Consider the following 20,323-nt stretch of genomic DNA (forward strand, 5'->3'; position numbering starts at 1 on the left):
CATGTCCAAGGTGTTGAGCGGAAAAGAGAACAGGTACTATGGCAAGTTTTTTTCCGTTATGACCGTCATAGTCTTTCTTACGATTTCAATCCTATCGAGTATCCTGTATTTGAATTTCGAACGAATTGCACTGAACCAATCTTATGACCAGACGATGGACAGCCTTGCGCAGACTACGCAGGAGGCTTCGGTTATGGCGGTAACGGCTGCAACCTTTGCCAAGCAAATTCATAATGATCAGAATATCGCCAATCTGCTTAATTTTTCAAATGTAAGCGCAGTGGACGTATCGACGGCCATAAAACAATTAACCAACTATCGCGAAACGTCTCCCTTTATTGATTCGATCTATGTCTATAATTCAGAAGCCAGCACCTTTTACGTCAGTACGGATATGAGTGTCCCTGCGGTGTTCAGTGAATCAGAGTTTTATGATCTGGATATGAAAAAGATGCTCCGGCACATTGAAGACTATGAGACACTGATGCCCATTCCCCGTAAGCTTCGGATCGAGGGACTTGCCGGGAATATTGCAGAAAAGAAACGTGATACTTATACCTTCCTGCTGTATGATACGCTCGCCAAAAGTCCCCGCAGAAATGCCATTATCGTAAATATAAAAGAAACTCAGCTGCACAAGCATATTGACGGCTCACTTACCAATGACCCGGCGAATACATTCCTGATCGATAAGAATGGACGTCTTGTATCGAACAGCTGGACTACACCGATGCTGACCGATATGCGGGGCACTTCTTATATTGATCGTATTTTGCAAAATGGTCAGTCTTCCGGTTACTTTGCCTCCTCTGTAGACGGCATAAAGTCACTGGTCACCTATAGCGAACCTGATTACTTGGGCTGGAGATATATACGCATTGTTCCGTATGCAGTGATAAGTGAGCGTATCGACAGCATGCGTTTCAAAACATTTTGGATTGCGGCAGCCATCCTGCTTGCAGGTTTAGCACTCTCTTATTTAGGTTCCCGGAAGTTATTCTCGAGCTTGAACCACAAGCTCTCCCGTCTTGTTAATCTGGAGTCGGAGCAGCGAGAAAGCCTCCAAGTTATGCGGTCGGAGTATCTGCGCGGCTTATTGAACGGTTATACAAATACAGACTCTGAACGGGCAAAGGTTATGTTCGAGCGTTTTGGAATCAAGCTTGACCCTTCACAGCCATGTCGTGTTCTCCTGATCACTATGGATGACTATCGCTCACTGATGGATCAATATACGATCGATGACCGCAAGCTGCTGCGTTATGGCATTCTCAATATTGCTCAGGAACTGTTAACCCGTGTAGGACGCTCAGCCGCAACTGCCGATTTGGGGGAGGACCGCGGAGCCATTATCATTCAGGCTGCAGACTCTGGGGAGGACGAAGGTGAAGCTTATCGCCATTACTCTGATCTTCTGCAAGGAGCTGTCACGGAGTATTTGAAGCTATCGATAACGATTTCATCGAGCATGAACGGTTTGGGAATACAATCTGTGCATTCTCTTTACCAACAGGCAGTAGAAGCGTCATTCAGTCGTGTATTCAGCGGTCCCGGCAGTTATATTGATGCAGAAACCGTTGAGCAGAACAAAGCAAAATCTTACGAATACCCACTGAACAAGGAGAAACAGCTGGTTGATGAATTAATGCTGGGTCGAATGGTTGAAGTAAAGCGTTTGTTCAATGAAATCATAGGGGCAACGGTCAACTTCTCCTACATCTCTTATCAACTGGCAGTCTCCCATTTAACGTTTGCGGTTCAAAATGCCATTCGAACGATCCGGCAGCATTCACCGTCCTCAGAAGAACTAACGATTCCGTCACATCAATTGTATACGCACACACAGGTGGAGACACTTGAGGAGGTTACGAAGCGGTACATGGATCTGTTCGATCTTCTGGAAAAGTATATGGATGAGAAAAAGAAGAACAGACAGGATGATTTGCCCGGACGCATCAGAAGGTTTATTGACGAACAGTACGCCGATCAGAACCTATCTCTTGAAATGCTGGCGGATGAAATGGGAATGTCAGCTACCTATATCGGCAGGGTATTTAAGCAGCATACCTTTCAGACAATCCTCGGATATATCCAGGAGGTAAGGATGACTAAGGTTCGTGAACTGTTGATTGAGACCGATGATTCGATCGGGGACATTGCAGAGCAGACCGGATTTGCGAACAATCCCTACTTTTATAAAGCGTTCAAAAAGCATAACGGGGTGACGCCGGCAGAATATCGCAAAAGTGGCAGAGGACAACTAAATGACGGCAATGCGGATGATGCTATTCTCGCCTAAGTTTATAGCATCAGGGTTGGAATGGGAAGGTGGGAGGATGTCTCCTGCCTTCCTTTTATTTTGCCGAAAGCCTTGATACAACTGGGTTGTGTCGGAAAAAGGGAGTGTGTTCGGAATAACGTAGTTCCGATTTCGGGCTGAAAGTGAGTCATATCGGGTATGGTTAGTTGCCCGCTTATCCGGCGTCTTCTAATATGGGGATTGCAGCCGAGGAACAAGAATAACGGCTCATGACAATAAGAAAAAGGTTAAGGAGGTTATAACATTATGCCTGGAAAAGGCGGGATCATTCGGGAGTTTAATCGGAACAAGGTGCTGTTTCTGATGGTTGCTCCTACACTGTTATTTTTTCTCATCTTCAGCTACATACCTATGGTTGGCGTGTACTACGCTTTTACCAAATTCGATTTTGACGGGGGACTGTTCGGAAGCGAGTTCATCGGGCTGAAAAACTTCGAGTTTCTGTATAAGTCGGGTATCTTATGGAATTTGACGAAAAATACAGTGCTCTACAATCTGGCGTTTATCATTCTGGGTAACATTATGCAGGTGATCTGCGCCATATTTCTAGCTCAGCTCTCCAGCAAGTTTTTCAAAAAAACAGCGCAGTCGCTTATGTTTCTGCCCTATTTTTTATCTTGGGTGCTTGTAGGAGCATTTGTTTTCAACCTGTTCTCCGATTTCGGGGTCATTAACACCTTGCTGAAGCAATTAGGATTACAGCCGTACGATTTCTACCTTCAGACGACACCATGGAAGTACATCATTGTATTCTTCAATATTTGGAAAGGGATCGGTTACGGGACGGTTATCTATTTGGCAGCCATTATGAGTATTAGTGATGAATATTACGAGGCTGCTAAGATCGATGGGGCTAATATATTTCAACAAATCCGCCGCATCACGCTGCCGCTGCTCATGCCTACCTTCATATTGCTGATTCTGTTCAGTCTCGGTGGCATCATGAAAGGCCAGTTCGATCTGTTTTATCAAATTATCGGGAACAACGGCATGTTGTACGATGTCACAGATATCATTGATACCTATGTTTTCCGTTCACTAACCGTCAACTTCGATATTGGTATGGGAACAGCTGCGGGGCTCTACCAGTCCTTCTTCGGGTTCGTAATCATCATGCTTGTTAACTACATTATTAAGAAAACACGCGAAGAATACGCATTGTTCTAAAGGGGGGATAAGCATGAGTACGGAGATTGAAACGCTGCCGAAAGTTCGGAGGATGAGAAAAAAAAGCACTAGAATCAAGGATGACAAAGAGACCCTAATATTTAACCTTATCGGATATACCTTGCTGTCCCTCATATCGGTAATCTGTCTCATTCCATTCTGGCTCATTGTTGTGGGTTCGTTCACGGATGAATTAGAGATCATATCCGAGGGGTTTAAGCTCTTCCCCAGCACCGTATCGTTCGAAGCCTATAAATCTGTGTTTAGTACACCGGAGCAGATTTACCACGCTTACAGTGTAACCATTGGAGTAACCGTAGTGGGATCGCTGCTGGGATTATTTCTTACCTCAATGGCTGGATATGTATTGTCCCGTAAGGATTTCGCTTATCGTGACAGTCTTTCATTCTTTATTTACTTCACGACGCTGTTCAGCGGCGGACTGATCCCTTGGTATATCATGATGACGAAATATCTGGATCTGAAGGACAGCTATTGGGCTTTGATCCTTCCACCGTTGCTTAGTGCCTGGAATATCATCCTCATGAGAAGCTTCATGAAGTCTATTCCAGAATCCATTGTGGAATCAGCCAAGATTGACGGTGCCGGAGATTTCCGAATTTATTGGAAGCTGATCCTTCCGCTGTCCACACCGGGACTTGCAACGATTGGTTTGTTTCTTGGGCTCGGATACTGGAATGACTGGTTCAATGCCAACATGTTTATCACATCGGATCAAAAGTTCCCGCTGCAGTTCCTGCTCTATAAAATTCTGTCCAGTGCAGCGGTTCTGCAGACGAATAACGGGTCATATCTGGCTGCGAACGTCGTACCGCCTACAGAAACGTTAAAGATGGCTGTCGCAGTCATCGCCACGGGTCCGGTTATTTTGCTCTACCCGTTCGTTCAGCGTTACTTCGTGAAGGGACTAACGGTTGGAGCTGTCAAAGGTTAGAACCGGGTGACCGGCTGACATAGCATTTATTTTTATAGTACTGACAGGGTGACAAACTTTAAGGAGGAGTCAATTGTGAGAAAGAGAACAAAGAGATTAACGCTAGTTCTTATGATGTCTTTATTGATCTCGCTGGTTGCGGGCTGTGGGGGCGGAAATAACAACGGGGCAGCGGAAAACAAAGGTACAAATACGAATGAAACCAAGGTTGCCAATGAAGGTGAAGCGGGCAAAGAGACGCTAAAAAAGGTGAAGCTTACCTGGTATCTGGTTGGCGATGCGCATAAGGATCAGGATAAGATTATCGCCGAGTGGAACAAAATGCTCGAGAAGGACCTGAATACAACCATCGACGTGAAATTTACGACATGGAATGACTGGATGACCAAATATAACCTGCTGTTAACCTCTGGAGAAAAAATCGATATGATTTTTGCCTCCAACTGGGCCGACTTCTACAAGCTGTCTAAGCAAGGTGCCTTCTTGGATCTAAAAGAACTGCTGCCCGTGAATGCTCCGGTGACTTGGGGAAATGTGCCTAAGCAGGACTGGGATTCAGTTACGGTGGGCGATGGGATTTTCGCAGTGCCTAATACCAACTCCGAGTACACGCCGGACGGTTATGTCTACCGGGAAGATTGGCTTAAAGAATTCGGCCTACCGGAATTTACGGATCTGGCTTCCATTGAAGCGTATTTTGATGCGGTAAAAACCAAGAAAAATGTAACTCCGATCAACGGAGCGGCCTATGAAAACGTAAACCGCCTGTTCCGGTTCTGGAATGATTTCCAGATGATCAGCGGAGAGATTATCGGTGCTACCTCCTATGAGAACCCGCGTGATATTCAGATCGTTCCTTTCACGGATGAGTATGAGGCTTGGGTGAAAAAGATGAAGGAGTGGGAAGAAAAGGGCTACTGGAACAAAAACTCCCTCTCCTCTAAGCAAGAAGCAGGCGATTTCATTAAGACTGGGCAAGGCGCTATTTACTGGCGTAACCCGTCCAGTGCGGGCGGCTTTATTAACGAGATCCAAGCCAAGGGACTGAAGATGGATGTTGGGTATTTCCCATTCACCCGTTTCCACAACTATGTTATTCCTACACTCCCAATCGCAAACGGTATGGCGATTCCGAAGAGCTCACAGAACCCGGAGCGTTCACTCATGGTGCTCGACAAGCTTCGTAATGATCCGGCGTACTTTAACCTGATGACGTACGGAATTGAAGGCACGCACTGGGCTAAAGGCGAGGACGATAAGACGATTGTCATTCCGGCACCGGGCGTAGACCTGAACGTGACTCCGCGTTATGACATAGCAAGCTGGGGCTGGCGGTATGAAGGGAATATGAAGAAAGAAAAAGGAGGCTGGGAGGGACTGGATGCACTGAAGGAAGAGTTCAAGCCAATCAGCAAACAGGACATTTTCGGGCCTATCTATCTGGATTATGAGCCTGTAAAAACCGAACTGGCAGCTGTTAACCAAGTCTTCGAGCAATATGGAAAACCGCTTATGCTGGGCTTGACCCCGGATGTAGATGCTTCTTTAAAAACCTACCGTGAGAAGCTGAAAGCAGCGGGTGTTGAAAAACTACTAGCTTATGTTCAAGAGGAATCCGGTAAGTATTTTGATGAAAAAGGAATTCAATAAACTGGATTCATGAAAAAAGGGGGAGCGGCGGAGTTTTCGCCGCTTTCTTTTTATCCATAAAGGGAAAATCTAAACCCATATATTAAAAGGAGAGATTCAGCACATGGCTAGTAGAATAGGAACCTCAGAAAAGGTGGAAGTATGGCTCAGTTCGGAATCGATGCCCGGGGATAAAAAATGGTTTCAAGATCCTGCTGAACTTACCCACCAGCTAAGTCGTCAGCCGGATATTCAGTGGACGGCTCCAGAAGCAACTAGTAGGAGCACTATTATAATCTCACCAGATCATACCTATCAAGAGATTCTGGGGATAGGCACCTCTGTGGAAGAAACAACAGTCCATAACCTGTCTAAGATGAGTTCTTCAGTACGTACGAGTATTCTGAGACAATTGACGGACAAAGGGGATCAGGGAATTGGATTTAATTTTTTTCGAATTACGCTAGGAACGTCGGATTTTACGGCACAGTCTTTCTACACTTATAATGATATCGCCGATGGCGAAACGGATTTCGAACTGAAGCAATTCTCGATTCAAAAAGATATAGATTTATCGATTATAAATACGATTCAGGAGCTTCTGGCGGCTGCACCAGACACCCTTCTATTCGCATCACCCTGGAGCCCCCCTGCATGGATGAAGACGAATGGAAGTTTGAAAAGAGGACAGTTAAAGGAAGGTATAGAGTACACTGAAGCATTAGCTAAGTATTATCGTCTGGCGATTCAAGCCTACCTAGAACAGGGCATTCCAATCTATGCAATGACTCTGCAAAATGAACCCTTGCTGGAAACGGATTATCCGAGCTGCTACATGTCCCCGGAGCGGCAGAAAGAGTTGGCGTTGGCCTTAAAAAAGGAATTCACTGAGCATGGATTGGAAACGGAAATCTGGATTTTCGATCAAAATTTCAGTGATGTCCGGGCTTATGTAACACCGATACTAGATGATATAGACGGATTCGCGGCAGTAGACGGGATTGCTCTTCACGATTATGAAGGAGAGCCGGAACTTATGAGCGAGATCCATGCCTCATACCCGGATAAGCCGATTTATCTGACTGAGCGATCAGTATGGGGTACACAGGGAGCAGATCGCATAGCGTTGTATTTTCGTAACTATGCCAGCAGCTACAATGCGTGGGTCACTATGCTCGACAGCCGAATTGGAACGCATCAATGGCTTGGAACACCGGGGCCGACAATGTTCATTCAGGATGCAACAGAGGCAGATCGTTATTGGCTGACTCCCGAATATTATTTGCTGGGGCAGTTTACCCGTTTTGTTCGGCGGGGTGCGGTAAGGATCGAGAGCACTTACGGCTCAACCGATACCGTAACGAATGTTGTATTCCGAAACCTTGACGGTAGTGTGATTGCGGTGGTCATCAATCAAACCGAATCGGAACAGGAGTTTCGAGTGTTATGTGAGGGGAATCAGTTCACGGCTGTACTTCCAGCAAAGACGGTGGGGACGTATTGTTGGAGGACTACTTAAGGCATTAATCTTGATTTTACTTTAACTATGGATGCCTGCTCTCTATACCTGTATGATGGGTTTAATAGAGGGGTGGAGCAAATGCGGTATAGATGGCGAAAAATTTCCATCTTTGTTTTACTGGCTCTTACGCTGGTTCTTTTATCCGGTTGCGCCAAAGGATCTGCCAATGTTACCGTGAATAGGAACGGGAGTATTGATACGGCAGTCAACCTCCGTCTGGATTCTCGTACACAATCGATGGTAAGCGGTAGGATGGATGACCTGATCACTAGATTGCAGGAGGTAGGCATTCCACTTCAGAAAAGCCAAGACGGTAGCTCAACAGAGTATCAATATCTGAAAACGTACGCTTCCTTTCAAGAGTTGAGGTCCATGATGAGCCACAGTAACAGCGATCTGGTGGATACGAACGTGGAGACAACAGACAGGTGGCTGTATACCAAATATGCAGTGGAAACGCAGCTTCATTTAAACTCCTATTCCGATAAAATCCTGCAAAATATAGATTCATCAACTCTATCAAAACCACTAGTCCGGCTGATGCTGCAGGGCTTCGCTTTTGATTTTAGTCTAACCTTGCCTTTCAATGTCTATGGCGATAACAATGCGGCGGTGCAGGATGGAAGGACTTTAACCTGGCATATTAAGATGATTGATTCCGAACCCATTCGTATGGTGATTTACGTACCCAACTTTAGGAATATTGGCATTGCTGTAGGCCTTTTTGTTATTTTAGCGGCGGCAGCTGTGATTATTGGGTTGAGAAAAAGAAGATTGCGGAAGTCATAGCTGTTCTGAGAAAAAGCTTCAATGGATTTGAGAATGTTTGACTGCAGTTGCAGATCAGGCTTTCTCTTTGTTATAATTAGTACCAAGTACTAATACTAGATACTAATTAGAGGGGTGAAGGGATGACAGGAGCTAAAATTACAGCTATCGGATCTTACGTTCCGGCTCAAAGACTAACGAATACTGATCTGGAACGTATGGTGGAGACCAATGATGAATGGATTGTTCAACGAACCGGAATCCGGGAACGTAGAATCAGCCGACAGAATGAGTTCACCAGCGATTTATGTGTGGCTGCCGTAGAGGATTTGATCGTGCGGTACGGTAAAAGCGTTCAGGATGTGGACATGGTAATTGTGGCTACCAGCACACCTGACTTCACCTTTCCCACAGTAGCTTCCATCATTCAGCATCGTTTGGGGATTCCAGTGACTTCCGGGACTATGGATTTGAGTGCGGCCTGCTCAGGTTTTGTATATGGATTGCATACAGCCAACAGCTTTGTGGCCTCAGGGCTACATCGTAAGGTATTAGTCATCGGTGCGGATACTATTTCTAAAATAACAGATTACACAGACCGCAGTACCTGTATCTTATTTGGTGATGGGGCAGGTGCAGTATTGGTGGAGAAGTCTGAGGAGTTATCAGGATTTCTCGGATTTAACCTGGGAAGTGACGGAAGCGGGGCTCAGCATGTGTATCGAACAGCTCTATCCCGCTCCATTAATGATATCGAGTTGATTGACTCACAAATGTTAGTTCAGAACGGCAGAGAGGTGTTTCGCTGGGCGGTTAGAACGGTTCCTCAAGGGGTCGAACAGCTGCTTATGAAGGCGGAAACCGGGCTGGATCAAGTAGATTGGTTTATCCCTCATAGCGCCAATCTGCGAATTATTGAACCCATTTGTGAGAGAATGAATTACTCCATGGAGCAGGTTCTGTATAGCCTTGTGAACTTTGGCAATACCTCCGCTGCGACGATTCCTTTGGCGCTCGATATGGGTATCCGTGAAGGCAAAGTGCAGAATGGCCAGAAGGTTCTAATGTACGGCTTCGGTGCCGGACTTACGCACGCCGGGTTGTTGGTACAGCTGGATTTGGATCAGCAGATATCCGATCCTACGCCTCTATAAGCAGCTTAGTTAAGAATCGAAAATAAATACCCATATTCAGATAAATATTACTTGATATGTTAAATTAAATAAGACATAATATCATCGAAATCGTTTTCGGTAAAGTGAGTGATTTAACTTCGAATAACTTACGAATTTCGCTATTTTCGATGCCGGAATTCACGAAAACGACTTTCCACCCTTTATTTAGGAGGCTTTCAAATGAAACATGTGTTTCGGTTTGGATTGGTTTTCCTTCTTATGCTTAATATGCTGCCGGGCATAGGTTCTGCATTCTCCGGCGAGGTTCCTATGGGTTCAGGCAGTTATTCGACCGTCTTACCTCCAGGTGTTACTGATGTACTGTCTCAAATCTATAAGTCTAGTAATGTTACCGGAAAAATGCCGACGAACGACTGGTGGAGCAGCCTTGCGTGGACTCCATACTCCAATGCACAGTTTCCGCATCCCCTAGCTGTCAAAAACCAGAGTGACGGGATGAGGATTTATTACCCAGGCAATCGGATTACGACGAACAGCGCCGCCATTGCGGGCTGGATGAATGATATCCATGACTTTACCGTCGGTCATTCCGCTTCAGCAACGTTCCCAGATGCCAAAGTGGACGGTTTTAATGATTGGTTTGTGAAAGCGCTTTATCAGAGCAGTACGAACTCCATAACAGCTACGTACGGACACGGTTCCCCTTTCGTTTACTTCTCATACGGGGGCGGCAATCCCGCACTGAAATTCTATTCTCCACCTACGATATGGTCGGGAACAGCGAGCAGCTCCGTGCTCGGGATTACGATGGAAGGAGCTCATTACGCGTTGTTTGGTCCGACAGGAAGCACCTGGTCCGGAATTGGAACGAACACCCTGACGAACAATCTGAATGGAAAGAATTATTTTTCGATAGCGGTACTCCCCGATAATACAGCAGCCACACTGAATAAATTCAAGCAATATGCCTATTCGCATGTAACAGACACGAAGATGAACTACTCCTACAATCCGGCTAACAGCGAGGTCTCTACGACTTTTACTTATACGACAACACCTAAAGAAGGTACCCAAAACGGCACGATCTACGCTCTTTACCCACATCAATGGAAAAATACAGCACAGTCGCTTTTGTCCTATACCTACAACTCCGTACGAGGAACGATAAAGACGGGTGAAGGCTCCTCTTTTACTACAAATATGAAGTTTACGGGTGTACTGCCGTCTCTACCCGATAAAGGAAGTTATAACAAAACGACCCTCGGCGGGTACGTCAACGAAGAAGAAGCCTTGACCTACACGGGCGGAAACGATACTTATTATCTCGGTAAACGGTTAGGCAAGCTGGCTGTGCTGGCACCGATTGCGGATCAGGTCGGAGATACGGCGGCCGCCAATCAGTTCCGGGGAGAAATCAAAAACCGGCTGCAGGATTGGCTTAAGGCAAGTGATGGTAGCGGCAATCTGAAGAGCAGCAACCTGTTCTATTACAACAACAATTGGGGAACATTAATCGGCTATCCTGCTAGCTTCGGCAGTGCAGATGAGCTGAATGACCATCACTTCCACTATGGTTATTTCATTAAGGCAGCGGCAGAGGTGGCTCGTACCGACAAGACATGGGCCAGCAACTATGCGCCGATGGTGAATTTGTTGATTCGCGACATTGCGAACATTGACCGCAACGATACCATGTTTCCATTCCTCCGTAATTTTGATCCTTACGCGGGCCACACCTGGGCTTCGGGTCATGCTAAGTTCGATGACGGCAACAATAACGAATCCTCTTCTGAGGCAATGAACGCCTGGACGGGGCTGATTTTATGGGGTGAAGCCACAGGCAATACAACGGTGCGTGATCTTGGCATTTATCTCTACACTACGGAAATGAATGCGGTTAACGAATATTGGTTCGATGTTCAGGACAATACTCACCCTGCATCCTACACGCCTTCTGTTGTAACTATGATTTGGGGCGGCAAGGGAGCCAACGGAACGTGGTTCACTGCAAATCCGGAGCAGGTCCACGGCATTAACTGGCTGCCAATTACAGCGGGATCATTGTATCTGACTCATTATCCTAGCTACGCGAACAAAAATTACAACGCCATGCTTTCGGAAAATGGCGGAACGAGTTGGGATATGTGGCGGGATCTAGTCTGGATGTACCGGGCAATCTCAAATCCTACGGAAGCCAAATCCCAGTTCAGTGCAGGAATTGGCTCTATGGTTACCGGAGCGGCTGAGGGATCCGGGGGAACGGAAGGCGGCAACTCCAAGGCCAATACGTATCACTGGATCTACAATTTGGATGCCATGGGCAATGCAGATTCAACGATTACAGCTAATTCCCCGATAGCAGCAGTGTTTAACAAAAATGGAGTAAAGACCTACATTGCTTATAACTACACCAACGTTGCGAAGACCGTTACCTTCTCTGACGGTACTAGTGTTTCGGTTCCGGCCAACAGCTTCAACACCGGGAACGGGGGTGGAGGCGGAGATACAACTGCACCTTCAGCACCAGCTAATCTTGCTTCTACAGGCAAAACATCAAGCAGTGTATCCTTGTCATGGTCAGCATCAACCGATAATGTGGGGGTGACAGGCTACACCGTTTATTACAACGGTGGATCACTGCCGGTGACAGGAACATCAGCAACCGTAAGCGGATTGTCCGCGAACACAGCATATACCTTTACGGTAAAAGCAAACGATGCGGCGGGTAATGTGTCAGGAGCGAGTAATGCGGTTGCAGTAACAATGGACAGCAGCGGCGGAGGTGTGATTACAACGCCGGATTATACTGCACAGGTTACGAAGACAGGGGCGACTACAGCTAAGATCGCCTTCACACCTACAACTAGTGCTCTCTATGTAGATGTGCACTACACAATAAATAATGGGCCGCAGCTCAATTTACGTATGACTTTGAACGGCTCAGCATGGGAGTATACGGTAAGTGGAATTAGCACCGGTCAGGCTCTGAAGTATTGGTTCACGTATGAGAAATCCGGCCCGCAATACGATTCACCGCAATATACGTATACGATGGAATAAAAATTTAGATAAAAACAGCGCGGTTCTTGGAGAAATCCTGGGCCGCGCTGTTTTGTGATGTGTTTGTGTGCAAAAATACAGCAGTTTTAGGTTGACAAGGTATAGAAACGCATGTTATTTTCTTATTGGGAAACCGGTTTCCCTAAGTGATGATTCTTTTTACAGCTACACCTATCGCCTCGTTCCAGCTAGCACCACGAATCCTTTTTACCTTTTAATTGTTAACCTACACTGCAGCTGCATCCTCCGAATTTGACCATTATTTCAGCAGAAAAGATTGATTTACCCCGGGGAGTTTCTAACCATTACCAGGCAGAGAAGTTAATCCACAGTTTTGTATGCGCTTTATTAAGAAAGGGAGATGAGGAATTGAAACGTAAATTATGGCTTTTACCGATTCTGATTACGTCTATGGTTCTTTCCATTGCTATTCAACTGTTTGTTTTATCACCATCAAAAGCTCATGCGGCGAGTATTGGCACCATAACGGAGAACGACTCTATTTATCAGATTATGGTTGACCGTTTCAACGATGGAGACTCCACCAACAATGCTACAGGCTCAGCAATACGTTACGGGGAAACTTCTGAAGATGATTTTCGATATATGAAAGGCGGGGACTGGCAGGGGGTTATCGACAAGCTTCCCTACATTAAGAATATGGGCTATACAGCCATCTGGATCTCACCGGTAGCTGAGCCGCAGATGACCAATCGGGATAACAATGGAACGGGGAAAAACACAGCCTACCACGGGTACAATGTTAAGGACCCAAATGCGGCTAACCCTTACTTCGGAACGAAAGAGAAACTGAAAGCACTGGTGGATGCAGCGCATGCACAGGGCATCAAGGTAATCATCGATGTCGTACCGAATCATATCGGAGACTATATGCTTGGAACTCAGGCTTACTATGATATCGCCGGCCTGCAGCCTGTGGCACCGTTCAATAATCCGGCGTGGTATCACCATAACGGAGATATTAACTGGAGCCTTACAGACGGTAGATATGATCAATGGGCACAAGATTATCTTGAGAATCACGATTTAGGTGGACTGGATGACATCGACTTTGATGTTCCAGAAGCCAAAGCGGCTGTTTTTAACTCCATCAAGGCATGGTTTGACTATACAGGAGCCGATGGAGCACGTGTGGACGCCGCTAAGTTAATTAAACCTACAGATATTGGCGAATTGCAAAATTTGCTGGGTGTGAATACCTTTGGAGAGAACTTCGATGGCAATGTATCCTTTGTCTCACGCTGGGTCGGCACCAATAAAGAGTGGGGCATGCTGGATTTCCCTATGTTCTTCTCTGTGCTTAACAGCTTTGCTTATGGACAGTCGTTCGATGCTAATGTCAAAAGCACACTGGCACTCGATTCTAACTACAATGGGAATGCCAATCACATGGTTACTTTTATCGATAACCATGACCGTAACCGCTTCTTAACAGAGGCTGGCGGAAGTGTGGAGAAGCTGCAGAATGCTCTTACCTTCATCTTTACGGTACGGGGAACTCCAGTTGTTTTCCAAGGGACAGAACAGAATAAAGGAAATGGCAATGGACAACTGATGACAGGCGGAATCGCCGATACGTGGAACCGTTGGTCCATGGTGAAGCGGGATGCGAGCGGTAATGTACTGGAGAATTATTTCAATGAAAATACAAGCACTTATCAATATGTGGCGAAGCTGAACGGGATCCGTAGTAACTACGAAGCCCTGAGAACGGGAACACAGCGTGAAATGTGGTCTGCTCAGAATCTGTATGCTTTTTCCCGTCGTGTGGATAGTGGAGCCAATCTGGGACAGGAAGTCATCTCTGTGTTCAGTAACGCAACCAGCGGTACACAAAGTGTAACCATTCCTCTGCGTGCAGAAAGCACCTTGGCTGTGGGAACCGTTCTAGTGAATCAATTAAATACAGCGGATACAGTGACTGTTCAATCCGGTGGAGCTTCCGGGAAGCAAATCTCAGTCTCTGTGGGTGCGAATAGCTCCAAAATTTACGCGAAGCAGCTGATCGTAGATACGATTGCTCCAACTGCTCCTACAAATGTGACAGCAGTGGCACAAGGCGCTTCCAGCGTATTGGTGAGCTGGACCGCTTCTACAGACAATGTGGGTGTAACGGGATATGAGGTTTACCGCAATGGAATTAAGGTTGGAACAACGGCTTCGACTTCCTATTCGGATAATGGCTTAACTTCTAGCACTACCTATCAATATACGGTCAAGGCCTTTGATGCTGCAGGTAATCTATCAGGACTAAGTGCAATTGCCTTCGCAACGACACCGGCAGGGAATAATGTGACTGTCTATTATAAGCAAGGCTACACTACACCTTATATCCAGTACCGTCCTGTCGGAGGCACGTGGACGACGGCACCGGGTGTGGTGATGCCTGTATCAGAGGTCACTGGCTATAACAAAATTACGATTAATATCGGCTCGGCAACCCAACTTGAAGCTTGCTTCAATAACGGCAGCGGCACGTGGGACAGCAATGGCGGTTTGAATTATCTGTTCGGCACAGGGACTTGGACGTATACACCAACCGGAAGCATCCAGTCGGGCGCACCAGTGCCTCCGATTATAGATACGGAAGCTCCAACCGTACCGTTAAATACAGCCGCACAGGCCGTGTCGGCAACTTCTGCCAGCATCACCTGGAGTGCAGCGGGTGACAACGTAGCGGTAACGGGGTATGAGATTTACCGTGATGGCGTCAAAGTTGGCACCTCATCAACAACTGCGTATACAGATAACGGATTAACGGCCAATACGTCCTATAGCTATACGGTGAAGGCGTATGATGCAGCCGCGAATTTATCTGGGGCTAGCGCAGCGGCATCAGTGACAACACCGGCGGGAAACAGTGTTACGATCTACTATAAGAATACATCGTTCAGCAGTTCCTATATTCATTACAAGCTGGATGGAGCTACAACTTGGACGACGGCGCCAGGCGTACAAATGCAATCCTCTTCTTATAGTGGATACAGTACGATCACTATCCAGTTAGGCAGTGCCACGGGGTTGACTGCAGCCTTTAATAACGGCAGTGGTACGTGGGATAGTAACGGAAGCAGTAACTATCATTTTGACAGCGGGACATGGAGTCTTGTTAACGGCAGCATCACTGCAGGAGTACCACAGGCGGACAGTGTTACGTTCCGAGTAACCGTTCCGTCCACTACACCAGCCAGCGGACCAGTGTATCTCACCGGCACGTTCAACAACTGGAATGCTGCCGATCCTGCCTACCAGCTCACCAAAGGAAGCGATGGCATTTATTCCATTACATTAAGTCTTCCTGCTGGAACAGCAGTACAGTACAAGATGACACGCGGAACCTGGGCGACAGTGGAAACCACTACGGCAAATGCGGATATAGCCAACCGTACGCTGACACCATCCGGCGGAGCACAGACCGTGACGCTAACGGTTCAACGCTGGAAGGACCAATAAATCTTTAAGTAAAACATTAAGAAGCCTATATCTTTGAAAATAATAAAAGCCAATAAGCGGCTCCCAGCGGGAGTCGCTTATTGATAAGTTAAGAATTCCTCAGGGTAGATTCGCGCGGAATGAGCTCGGGCTCCAGCAGTACATGACGTGTTGGCATATTAGGGTTAAGGATTCGGTCCATCAGCAAATGACCTGAAGATACACCGAGCTTAAAGGTATCAATATTAAGCGATGTTAAAGGAGGTGTTGTATATCGGGATAAGGGATATTCATCGAAAGCGGCGACACCGAGCTGTGAGGGTACATTAATGCCGAGTTCCTTGGCAGCCTGAAGTACACCGAAGGCAACATAATTACTCATGCATACGATGGAATCGGGCGGGTTTTCCCCTTGCAGAAGCTTTAGAGCGGCTTGGTACCCTTCATGCTCATTGGCTTTACAATTCACAATCCATTCCTTATGTACGGTGAAACCGGACTGATGAAGAGCCTGCATGTAACCGTTACAGCGGTGGGTAAATATTTTTTCCTTCTCTTCACCACCAATAAAGGCAACAGCGGAGTAGCCTTGTTCCAGCAGATGGCTGGTTAGCATTCTTCCGCCCAGTTCATTATCAAAGTCCACCCAGCCTGCGGAGCCCGCAAGCTCACCAATGGATATAAAGGGGAACTGGAGGCGACCCAGTTCTGCAGACAGTTCCTCCGTCAACACAGAGTTGTTGGCAATAATCCCGTCAACACGTTTACTAAGCACAAGTCTATTGAGAAAATGCCCTTCTGGGTTACTATGCTGCACATTCGAAAGGGTCAGTTCATATTTCAGAGAGACGATTACGCTCTCAATTCCACCGATAATGTTATAAAAGAACTGGTTCAAGAATTCACTTTCTTTGGACATATCTACAAGCAAGCCGATGTTGTAACTGCTTTGTCTGGCTAATTGCGTAGCAATGCTGCTGGGGGTATAGTTCATTTGCTTCATGATTTCCCGGACTCTTTGCTTCGTTTCCTGCGATATTTTTGGAGAATCGTTTAGCACCTTTGATACGGTGGATTTAGCCACATTGGCAGCTTTGGCAATATCCGAAATGGTTACCTTCATCGTTTTCCCTCTCGACTTGTAACATGATTTGTAACCATAATAACATAAATATAAACGAACGATAGATGGATAGAAGGAGAGTTGTATTTTATGTCCCAAAAATGGTTTTTGTATCATACGTGTGAAGATCCGTTTGCTTTTCCGGTAGGTCATGGTGTCTTGAAGCTCAGATTATTTGTTCAAAGCGGCCAGCAATTATCCTGTACCGTTATTCATTCCGACCGATATGATTCCCCGGGAAAGGAAATCCCTCTATTAATGGAGAGAATCGGATCAGCCGGTGCCTATGAGATTCATGAAGCTATGATTAAGACGGACACTAAAAGAAGCAGATATTTGTTCTATGTAGAAAATACATCCGGTGATTATCTATGGTATGGAGAGCGGGGAATTTCGGAGAATCGGGAACGTGCGGGATCTTTTCAATATGCGTACTTTCACCGTTCTGAAGCGCTGGAGGTTCCTTCATGGATCTCGGATGCAATTACCTACCAAATTTATCCCAGCAGCTATAATCAGGGAACCTTGCAAGGGATAACGGACAAAATTCCATACCTGCAGGAGCTGGGGATCACCGTTATATATATGACGCCTATATTTGAGTCTCCTTCAGAGCACAAGTATGATACCACCGATTACTATAACATCGACCCGGCATTCGGGGACTTGGACGGTTTGAAGAAGCTGGTAAGTGTGGCACACCAGCATGGAATCAAGGTTGTTTTAGATGCCGTGTTCAATCACTCAGGGGACGCTTTCTTTGCCTTTAAGGATGTGCTGCAAAAAGGGGAGAACTCCCTGTATAAGGATTGGTTCTTCATTCATTCCTATCCGGTCACACAGAGCCCGGCTCCGAGTTATGAAACGTTCGGCAAAGCTGAAGTGAGTATGCCTAAGCTGAATATGGACCATGTGGAAGTAGCTGATTATATGATTGACGTTGCCAAGTACTGGGTGCGGGAGGCAGGTATTGATGGCTGGCGTTTGGATGTGGCTAATGAAGTCAATCCGTTATTCTGGGCACGTTTTCGCAAAGAACTTAAGGCGGATTATCCTGAATTGCTGCTGATTGGTGAGATTATGCACGCTTCCGGGCCATGGCTGAGAGGGGATCAGTTCGACGGTACTATGAACTATGTGCTGCGTGATGCGATGTTGGAATTCTACGCTGAACAATCGACGGGTCCTGCCCGCTTTATGGAACAAGTCCTCCATCAGGAAGCCTTGTATAACGACCGAGCTAATTCGGCAATGTTCCAGCTTATTGGAAGCCACGATACCCTGCGGTTTATGACGGCTTGCAAGCAGGGAGGACGTGGATGGGACCGGGAGAGCACTGCAGAACGGCGGATGAGGCTGGCTGTTTTCTTTCAGCTGACCTATGTAGGCATTCCGATGATCTATTACGGAGATGAAGTTGGCATGGAAGGCGCTACCGACCCTCACTGCAGAAAACCAATGCTTTGGCAGGAGCAGGATCAGAATACGGAACTGTTCAAATGGTACCAACAGCTGATTTCGTTAAGAATGAGCCATGATGTGCTGCGAAAAGGTTCGTTCCATCCATGGTTTACGGATGAAGCACGCAATGTACTTGGCTATGTAAGGAAGAGCGGTCTACACAATATGGGACTAATCATCAATAACTCTCCAAATAGCTATCAACTGGAACTGTCCCCTTACCACTCGAATAAGAGTGTTCTTACAGATTTGTTGTCTGGATCGACCTTTAAGAACACGGATAGACTTTATTTGCAGATAGATCCTTTCGGGTGTCTTATGTTGGATTAAACGAAAAGAAAAGAGACCCTTCACTATAAAAGTGTTGGGTCTCTTGTTTGTAAACAGGGATTTCATGGTCAACGCTGGTATCGGTGTCTACCCTACCTATTCTGGCTTCCGCAGGATTCCCGGACAACCAAGGCAGGTTCGACGACAAAGGAGCCGCCCTCGGATTGATTATTTATCAGGTCGAAGAGCATATGAGCCGCGAGCACGCCAAGTCTTTCCTTGTTCTGGCGGATGGTCGTCAGCTTGGGGCTGGTATATTTACAAGCCTCAATATCATCACACCCAATGATGGCAACATCCTCCGGGATACGGAGCCCATGCTCCTTCAAGGCCCGAATGGCTCCGAGTGCAAGCAGGTCGGAAGCAGCGAAGATGGCTTTTGGCAAATTACCGGCCTGTAATAATTGCTTCATGGCTGCGTACCCGCTAGGTTCAAAGAAGTCATCTCCGTGCACAAACCATTTCTCATTCACAGTCATACCGAAGCCTTCAATGGCTTTGATGTAGCCTTCTTCCCGCTTGTTAGAAATGTTCGAATCTGCCGTGCTTCCGATAAATCCAAGTTCTCTGTATCCAAGCAAATAGAAGTGCTCCACAACCTTGGATGAGATTTTGAAATTATCCGACATGACATATCCCGACTTTTTGCCTTTCAGCTCCAGATCTACTCCAATGCAAGGAATACTGCTCATATCGAGCTCTTGAATAGCATTCTCCATCTTCTGTCCTGAAATAATGACGCAGCCGTCCACATGGAAATGCAGACAACGGGAGAAATAGTCTCCGCCGCTAATAAACTTCTCATTGGAAAAGAAGATGAGGTCGTAACCGAGCACGCCCATCTGCTTCTTGAAAGAATTTAGGACCTCGACAAAAAAGGGATGCGTAAAGTCAACGTTCAATTCTCCGGCAAAAATCACGCCAATTAAGCTGGATTTCTTGGTTGCGAGCGTTTTGGCAGAGTTGGAGGGTAAATATCCGGTCTGTTCGATAATCTCAAGCACTCTTTGTTTCGTTTTTTCGGAAACATCACTATAGTTATTCATAATTTTCGAAACGGTTGAAACCGAAACCCCAGCCATCTCGGCGATCATCTTAATGTTTAATTGCAACGTAGTGCCACCTTCCGGCTTAAATATAGGTTTTTCGTGAAAAACACAATAAAAATAGGGAGTTTTATAGTTAATTCGACATGAAATTCAATTTGATTTAATTCTATTCTTAATGTAAAAACAAGTCAAACGGTTCCCGCACAGGCAATAGACCGAACCTTTTTCAGCTGGAAAAAAAGCTCAAATTACTTCTTTACAAAACAAGCATTCTAGTCAACAATAGCATTATCGAAACCGATTTCGATTTTTCATCTTCGATGACGAAACTTTACGAAAATTAAGGAGGA

12 protein-coding genes are annotated in these 20,323 nt (G+C 46.2%); 10 read left to right on the plus strand and 2 right to left on the minus strand.

From position 1 onward, the window contains the following. Position 1: 1 nt before the first annotated feature. The 9 genes from J2T20_RS10580 (at position 2) to J2T20_RS10620 (ending at position 16,031) form a co-directional block, all read left to right on the plus strand. On the plus strand, positions 2 to 2,299 hold the full coding sequence (locus J2T20_RS10580; RefSeq protein WP_307588110.1) for an AraC family transcriptional regulator: 2,298 nt from the start codon (positions 2 to 4) through the stop codon (positions 2,297 to 2,299). A 267-nt stretch (positions 2,300 to 2,566) separates the two neighbouring features. Further along, on the plus strand, positions 2,567 to 3,487 hold the full coding sequence (locus tag J2T20_RS10585; protein ID WP_307588111.1) for an ABC transporter permease: 921 nt from the start codon (positions 2,567 to 2,569) through the stop codon (positions 3,485 to 3,487). Between the two features lie 13 nt (positions 3,488 to 3,500). Further along, on the plus strand, positions 3,501 to 4,442 hold the full coding sequence (locus J2T20_RS10590; RefSeq protein WP_307588112.1) for a carbohydrate ABC transporter permease: 942 nt from the start codon (positions 3,501 to 3,503) through the stop codon (positions 4,440 to 4,442). A 75-nt stretch (positions 4,443 to 4,517) separates the two neighbouring features. Further along, positions 4,518 to 6,092, plus strand: coding sequence for an extracellular solute-binding protein (locus J2T20_RS10595; RefSeq protein ID WP_307588114.1), 1,575 nt, complete (start codon positions 4,518 to 4,520; stop codon positions 6,090 to 6,092). A 103-nt stretch (positions 6,093 to 6,195) separates the two neighbouring features. Next, entirely contained in the window at positions 6,196 to 7,590 is a 1,395-nt protein-coding gene (locus tag J2T20_RS10600) for a glycoside hydrolase family 30 protein (RefSeq protein WP_307588116.1), read from the plus strand. Positions 7,591 to 7,671: 81 nt separating this feature from the next. Then, entirely contained in the window at positions 7,672 to 8,382 is a 711-nt protein-coding gene (locus J2T20_RS10605) for a hypothetical protein (protein WP_307588118.1), read from the plus strand. 122 nt (positions 8,383 to 8,504) lie between these two features. After that, positions 8,505 to 9,515, plus strand: coding sequence for a ketoacyl-ACP synthase III (locus J2T20_RS10610; RefSeq protein ID WP_307588120.1), 1,011 nt, complete (start codon positions 8,505 to 8,507; stop codon positions 9,513 to 9,515). Between the two features lie 201 nt (positions 9,516 to 9,716). Next, positions 9,717 to 12,557, plus strand: a complete 2,841-nt coding sequence (locus J2T20_RS10615; RefSeq protein WP_373457785.1) for a glycosyl hydrolase — start codon at positions 9,717 to 9,719, stop codon at positions 12,555 to 12,557. Positions 12,558 to 12,926: 369 nt separating this feature from the next. Then, on the plus strand, positions 12,927 to 16,031 hold the full coding sequence (locus J2T20_RS10620; RefSeq protein WP_307588121.1) for a carbohydrate binding domain-containing protein: 3,105 nt from the start codon (positions 12,927 to 12,929) through the stop codon (positions 16,029 to 16,031). An 88-nt stretch (positions 16,032 to 16,119) separates the two neighbouring features. On the opposite strand, the gene J2T20_RS10625 is transcribed toward J2T20_RS10620, so the two are convergent. Further along, on the minus strand, positions 16,120 to 17,133 hold the full coding sequence (locus tag J2T20_RS10625) for a LacI family DNA-binding transcriptional regulator (RefSeq protein WP_307588123.1): 1,014 nt from the start codon (positions 17,131 to 17,133) through the stop codon (positions 16,120 to 16,122). A gap of 90 nt (positions 17,134 to 17,223) precedes the next feature. Between J2T20_RS10625 and J2T20_RS10630 the strand changes: the two genes are divergently transcribed. Further along, positions 17,224 to 18,924 (plus strand): alpha amylase N-terminal ig-like domain-containing protein, encoded by a 1,701-nt coding sequence (locus tag J2T20_RS10630; RefSeq protein ID WP_307588125.1) that lies wholly within the window; start codon positions 17,224 to 17,226, stop codon positions 18,922 to 18,924. A 92-nt stretch (positions 18,925 to 19,016) separates the two neighbouring features. On the opposite strand, the gene J2T20_RS10635 is transcribed toward J2T20_RS10630, so the two are convergent. After that, entirely contained in the window at positions 19,017 to 20,018 is a 1,002-nt protein-coding gene (locus J2T20_RS10635; protein ID WP_307588263.1) for a LacI family DNA-binding transcriptional regulator, read from the minus strand. Positions 20,019 to 20,323 lie beyond the last annotated feature (305 nt).

Origin of the sequence: Paenibacillus wynnii (assembly GCF_030812855.1) — a bacterium.
Lineage (GTDB): Bacteria > Bacillota > Bacilli > Paenibacillales > Paenibacillaceae > Paenibacillus_AQ > Paenibacillus_AQ wynnii_A.

What these genes read in the sequence shown, in the direction of transcription:
- J2T20_RS10580 (WP_307588110.1), top strand. Translation starts at nt 2, where the DNA reads ATGTCCAAGGTGTTGAGCGGAAAAGAGAACAGGTACTATGGCAAGTTT.
- J2T20_RS10585 (WP_307588111.1), top strand. Translation starts at nt 2,567, where the DNA reads ATGCCTGGAAAAGGCGGGATCATTCGGGAGTTTAATCGGAACAAGGTG.
- J2T20_RS10590 (WP_307588112.1), top strand. Translation starts at nt 3,501, where the DNA reads ATGAGTACGGAGATTGAAACGCTGCCGAAAGTTCGGAGGATGAGAAAA.
- J2T20_RS10600 (WP_307588116.1), top strand. Translation starts at nt 6,196, where the DNA reads ATGGCTAGTAGAATAGGAACCTCAGAAAAGGTGGAAGTATGGCTCAGT.
- J2T20_RS10605 (WP_307588118.1), top strand. Translation starts at nt 7,672, where the DNA reads ATGCGGTATAGATGGCGAAAAATTTCCATCTTTGTTTTACTGGCTCTT.
- J2T20_RS10610 (WP_307588120.1), top strand. Translation starts at nt 8,505, where the DNA reads ATGACAGGAGCTAAAATTACAGCTATCGGATCTTACGTTCCGGCTCAA.
- J2T20_RS10615 (WP_373457785.1), top strand. Translation starts at nt 9,717, where the DNA reads ATGAAACATGTGTTTCGGTTTGGATTGGTTTTCCTTCTTATGCTTAAT.
- J2T20_RS10625 (WP_307588123.1), bottom strand. Translation starts at nt 17,133, where the DNA reads ATGAAGGTAACCATTTCGGATATTGCCAAAGCTGCCAATGTGGCTAAA.
- J2T20_RS10630 (WP_307588125.1), top strand. Translation starts at nt 17,224, where the DNA reads ATGTCCCAAAAATGGTTTTTGTATCATACGTGTGAAGATCCGTTTGCT.
- J2T20_RS10635 (WP_307588263.1), bottom strand. Translation starts at nt 20,018, where the DNA reads ATGATCGCCGAGATGGCTGGGGTTTCGGTTTCAACCGTTTCGAAAATT.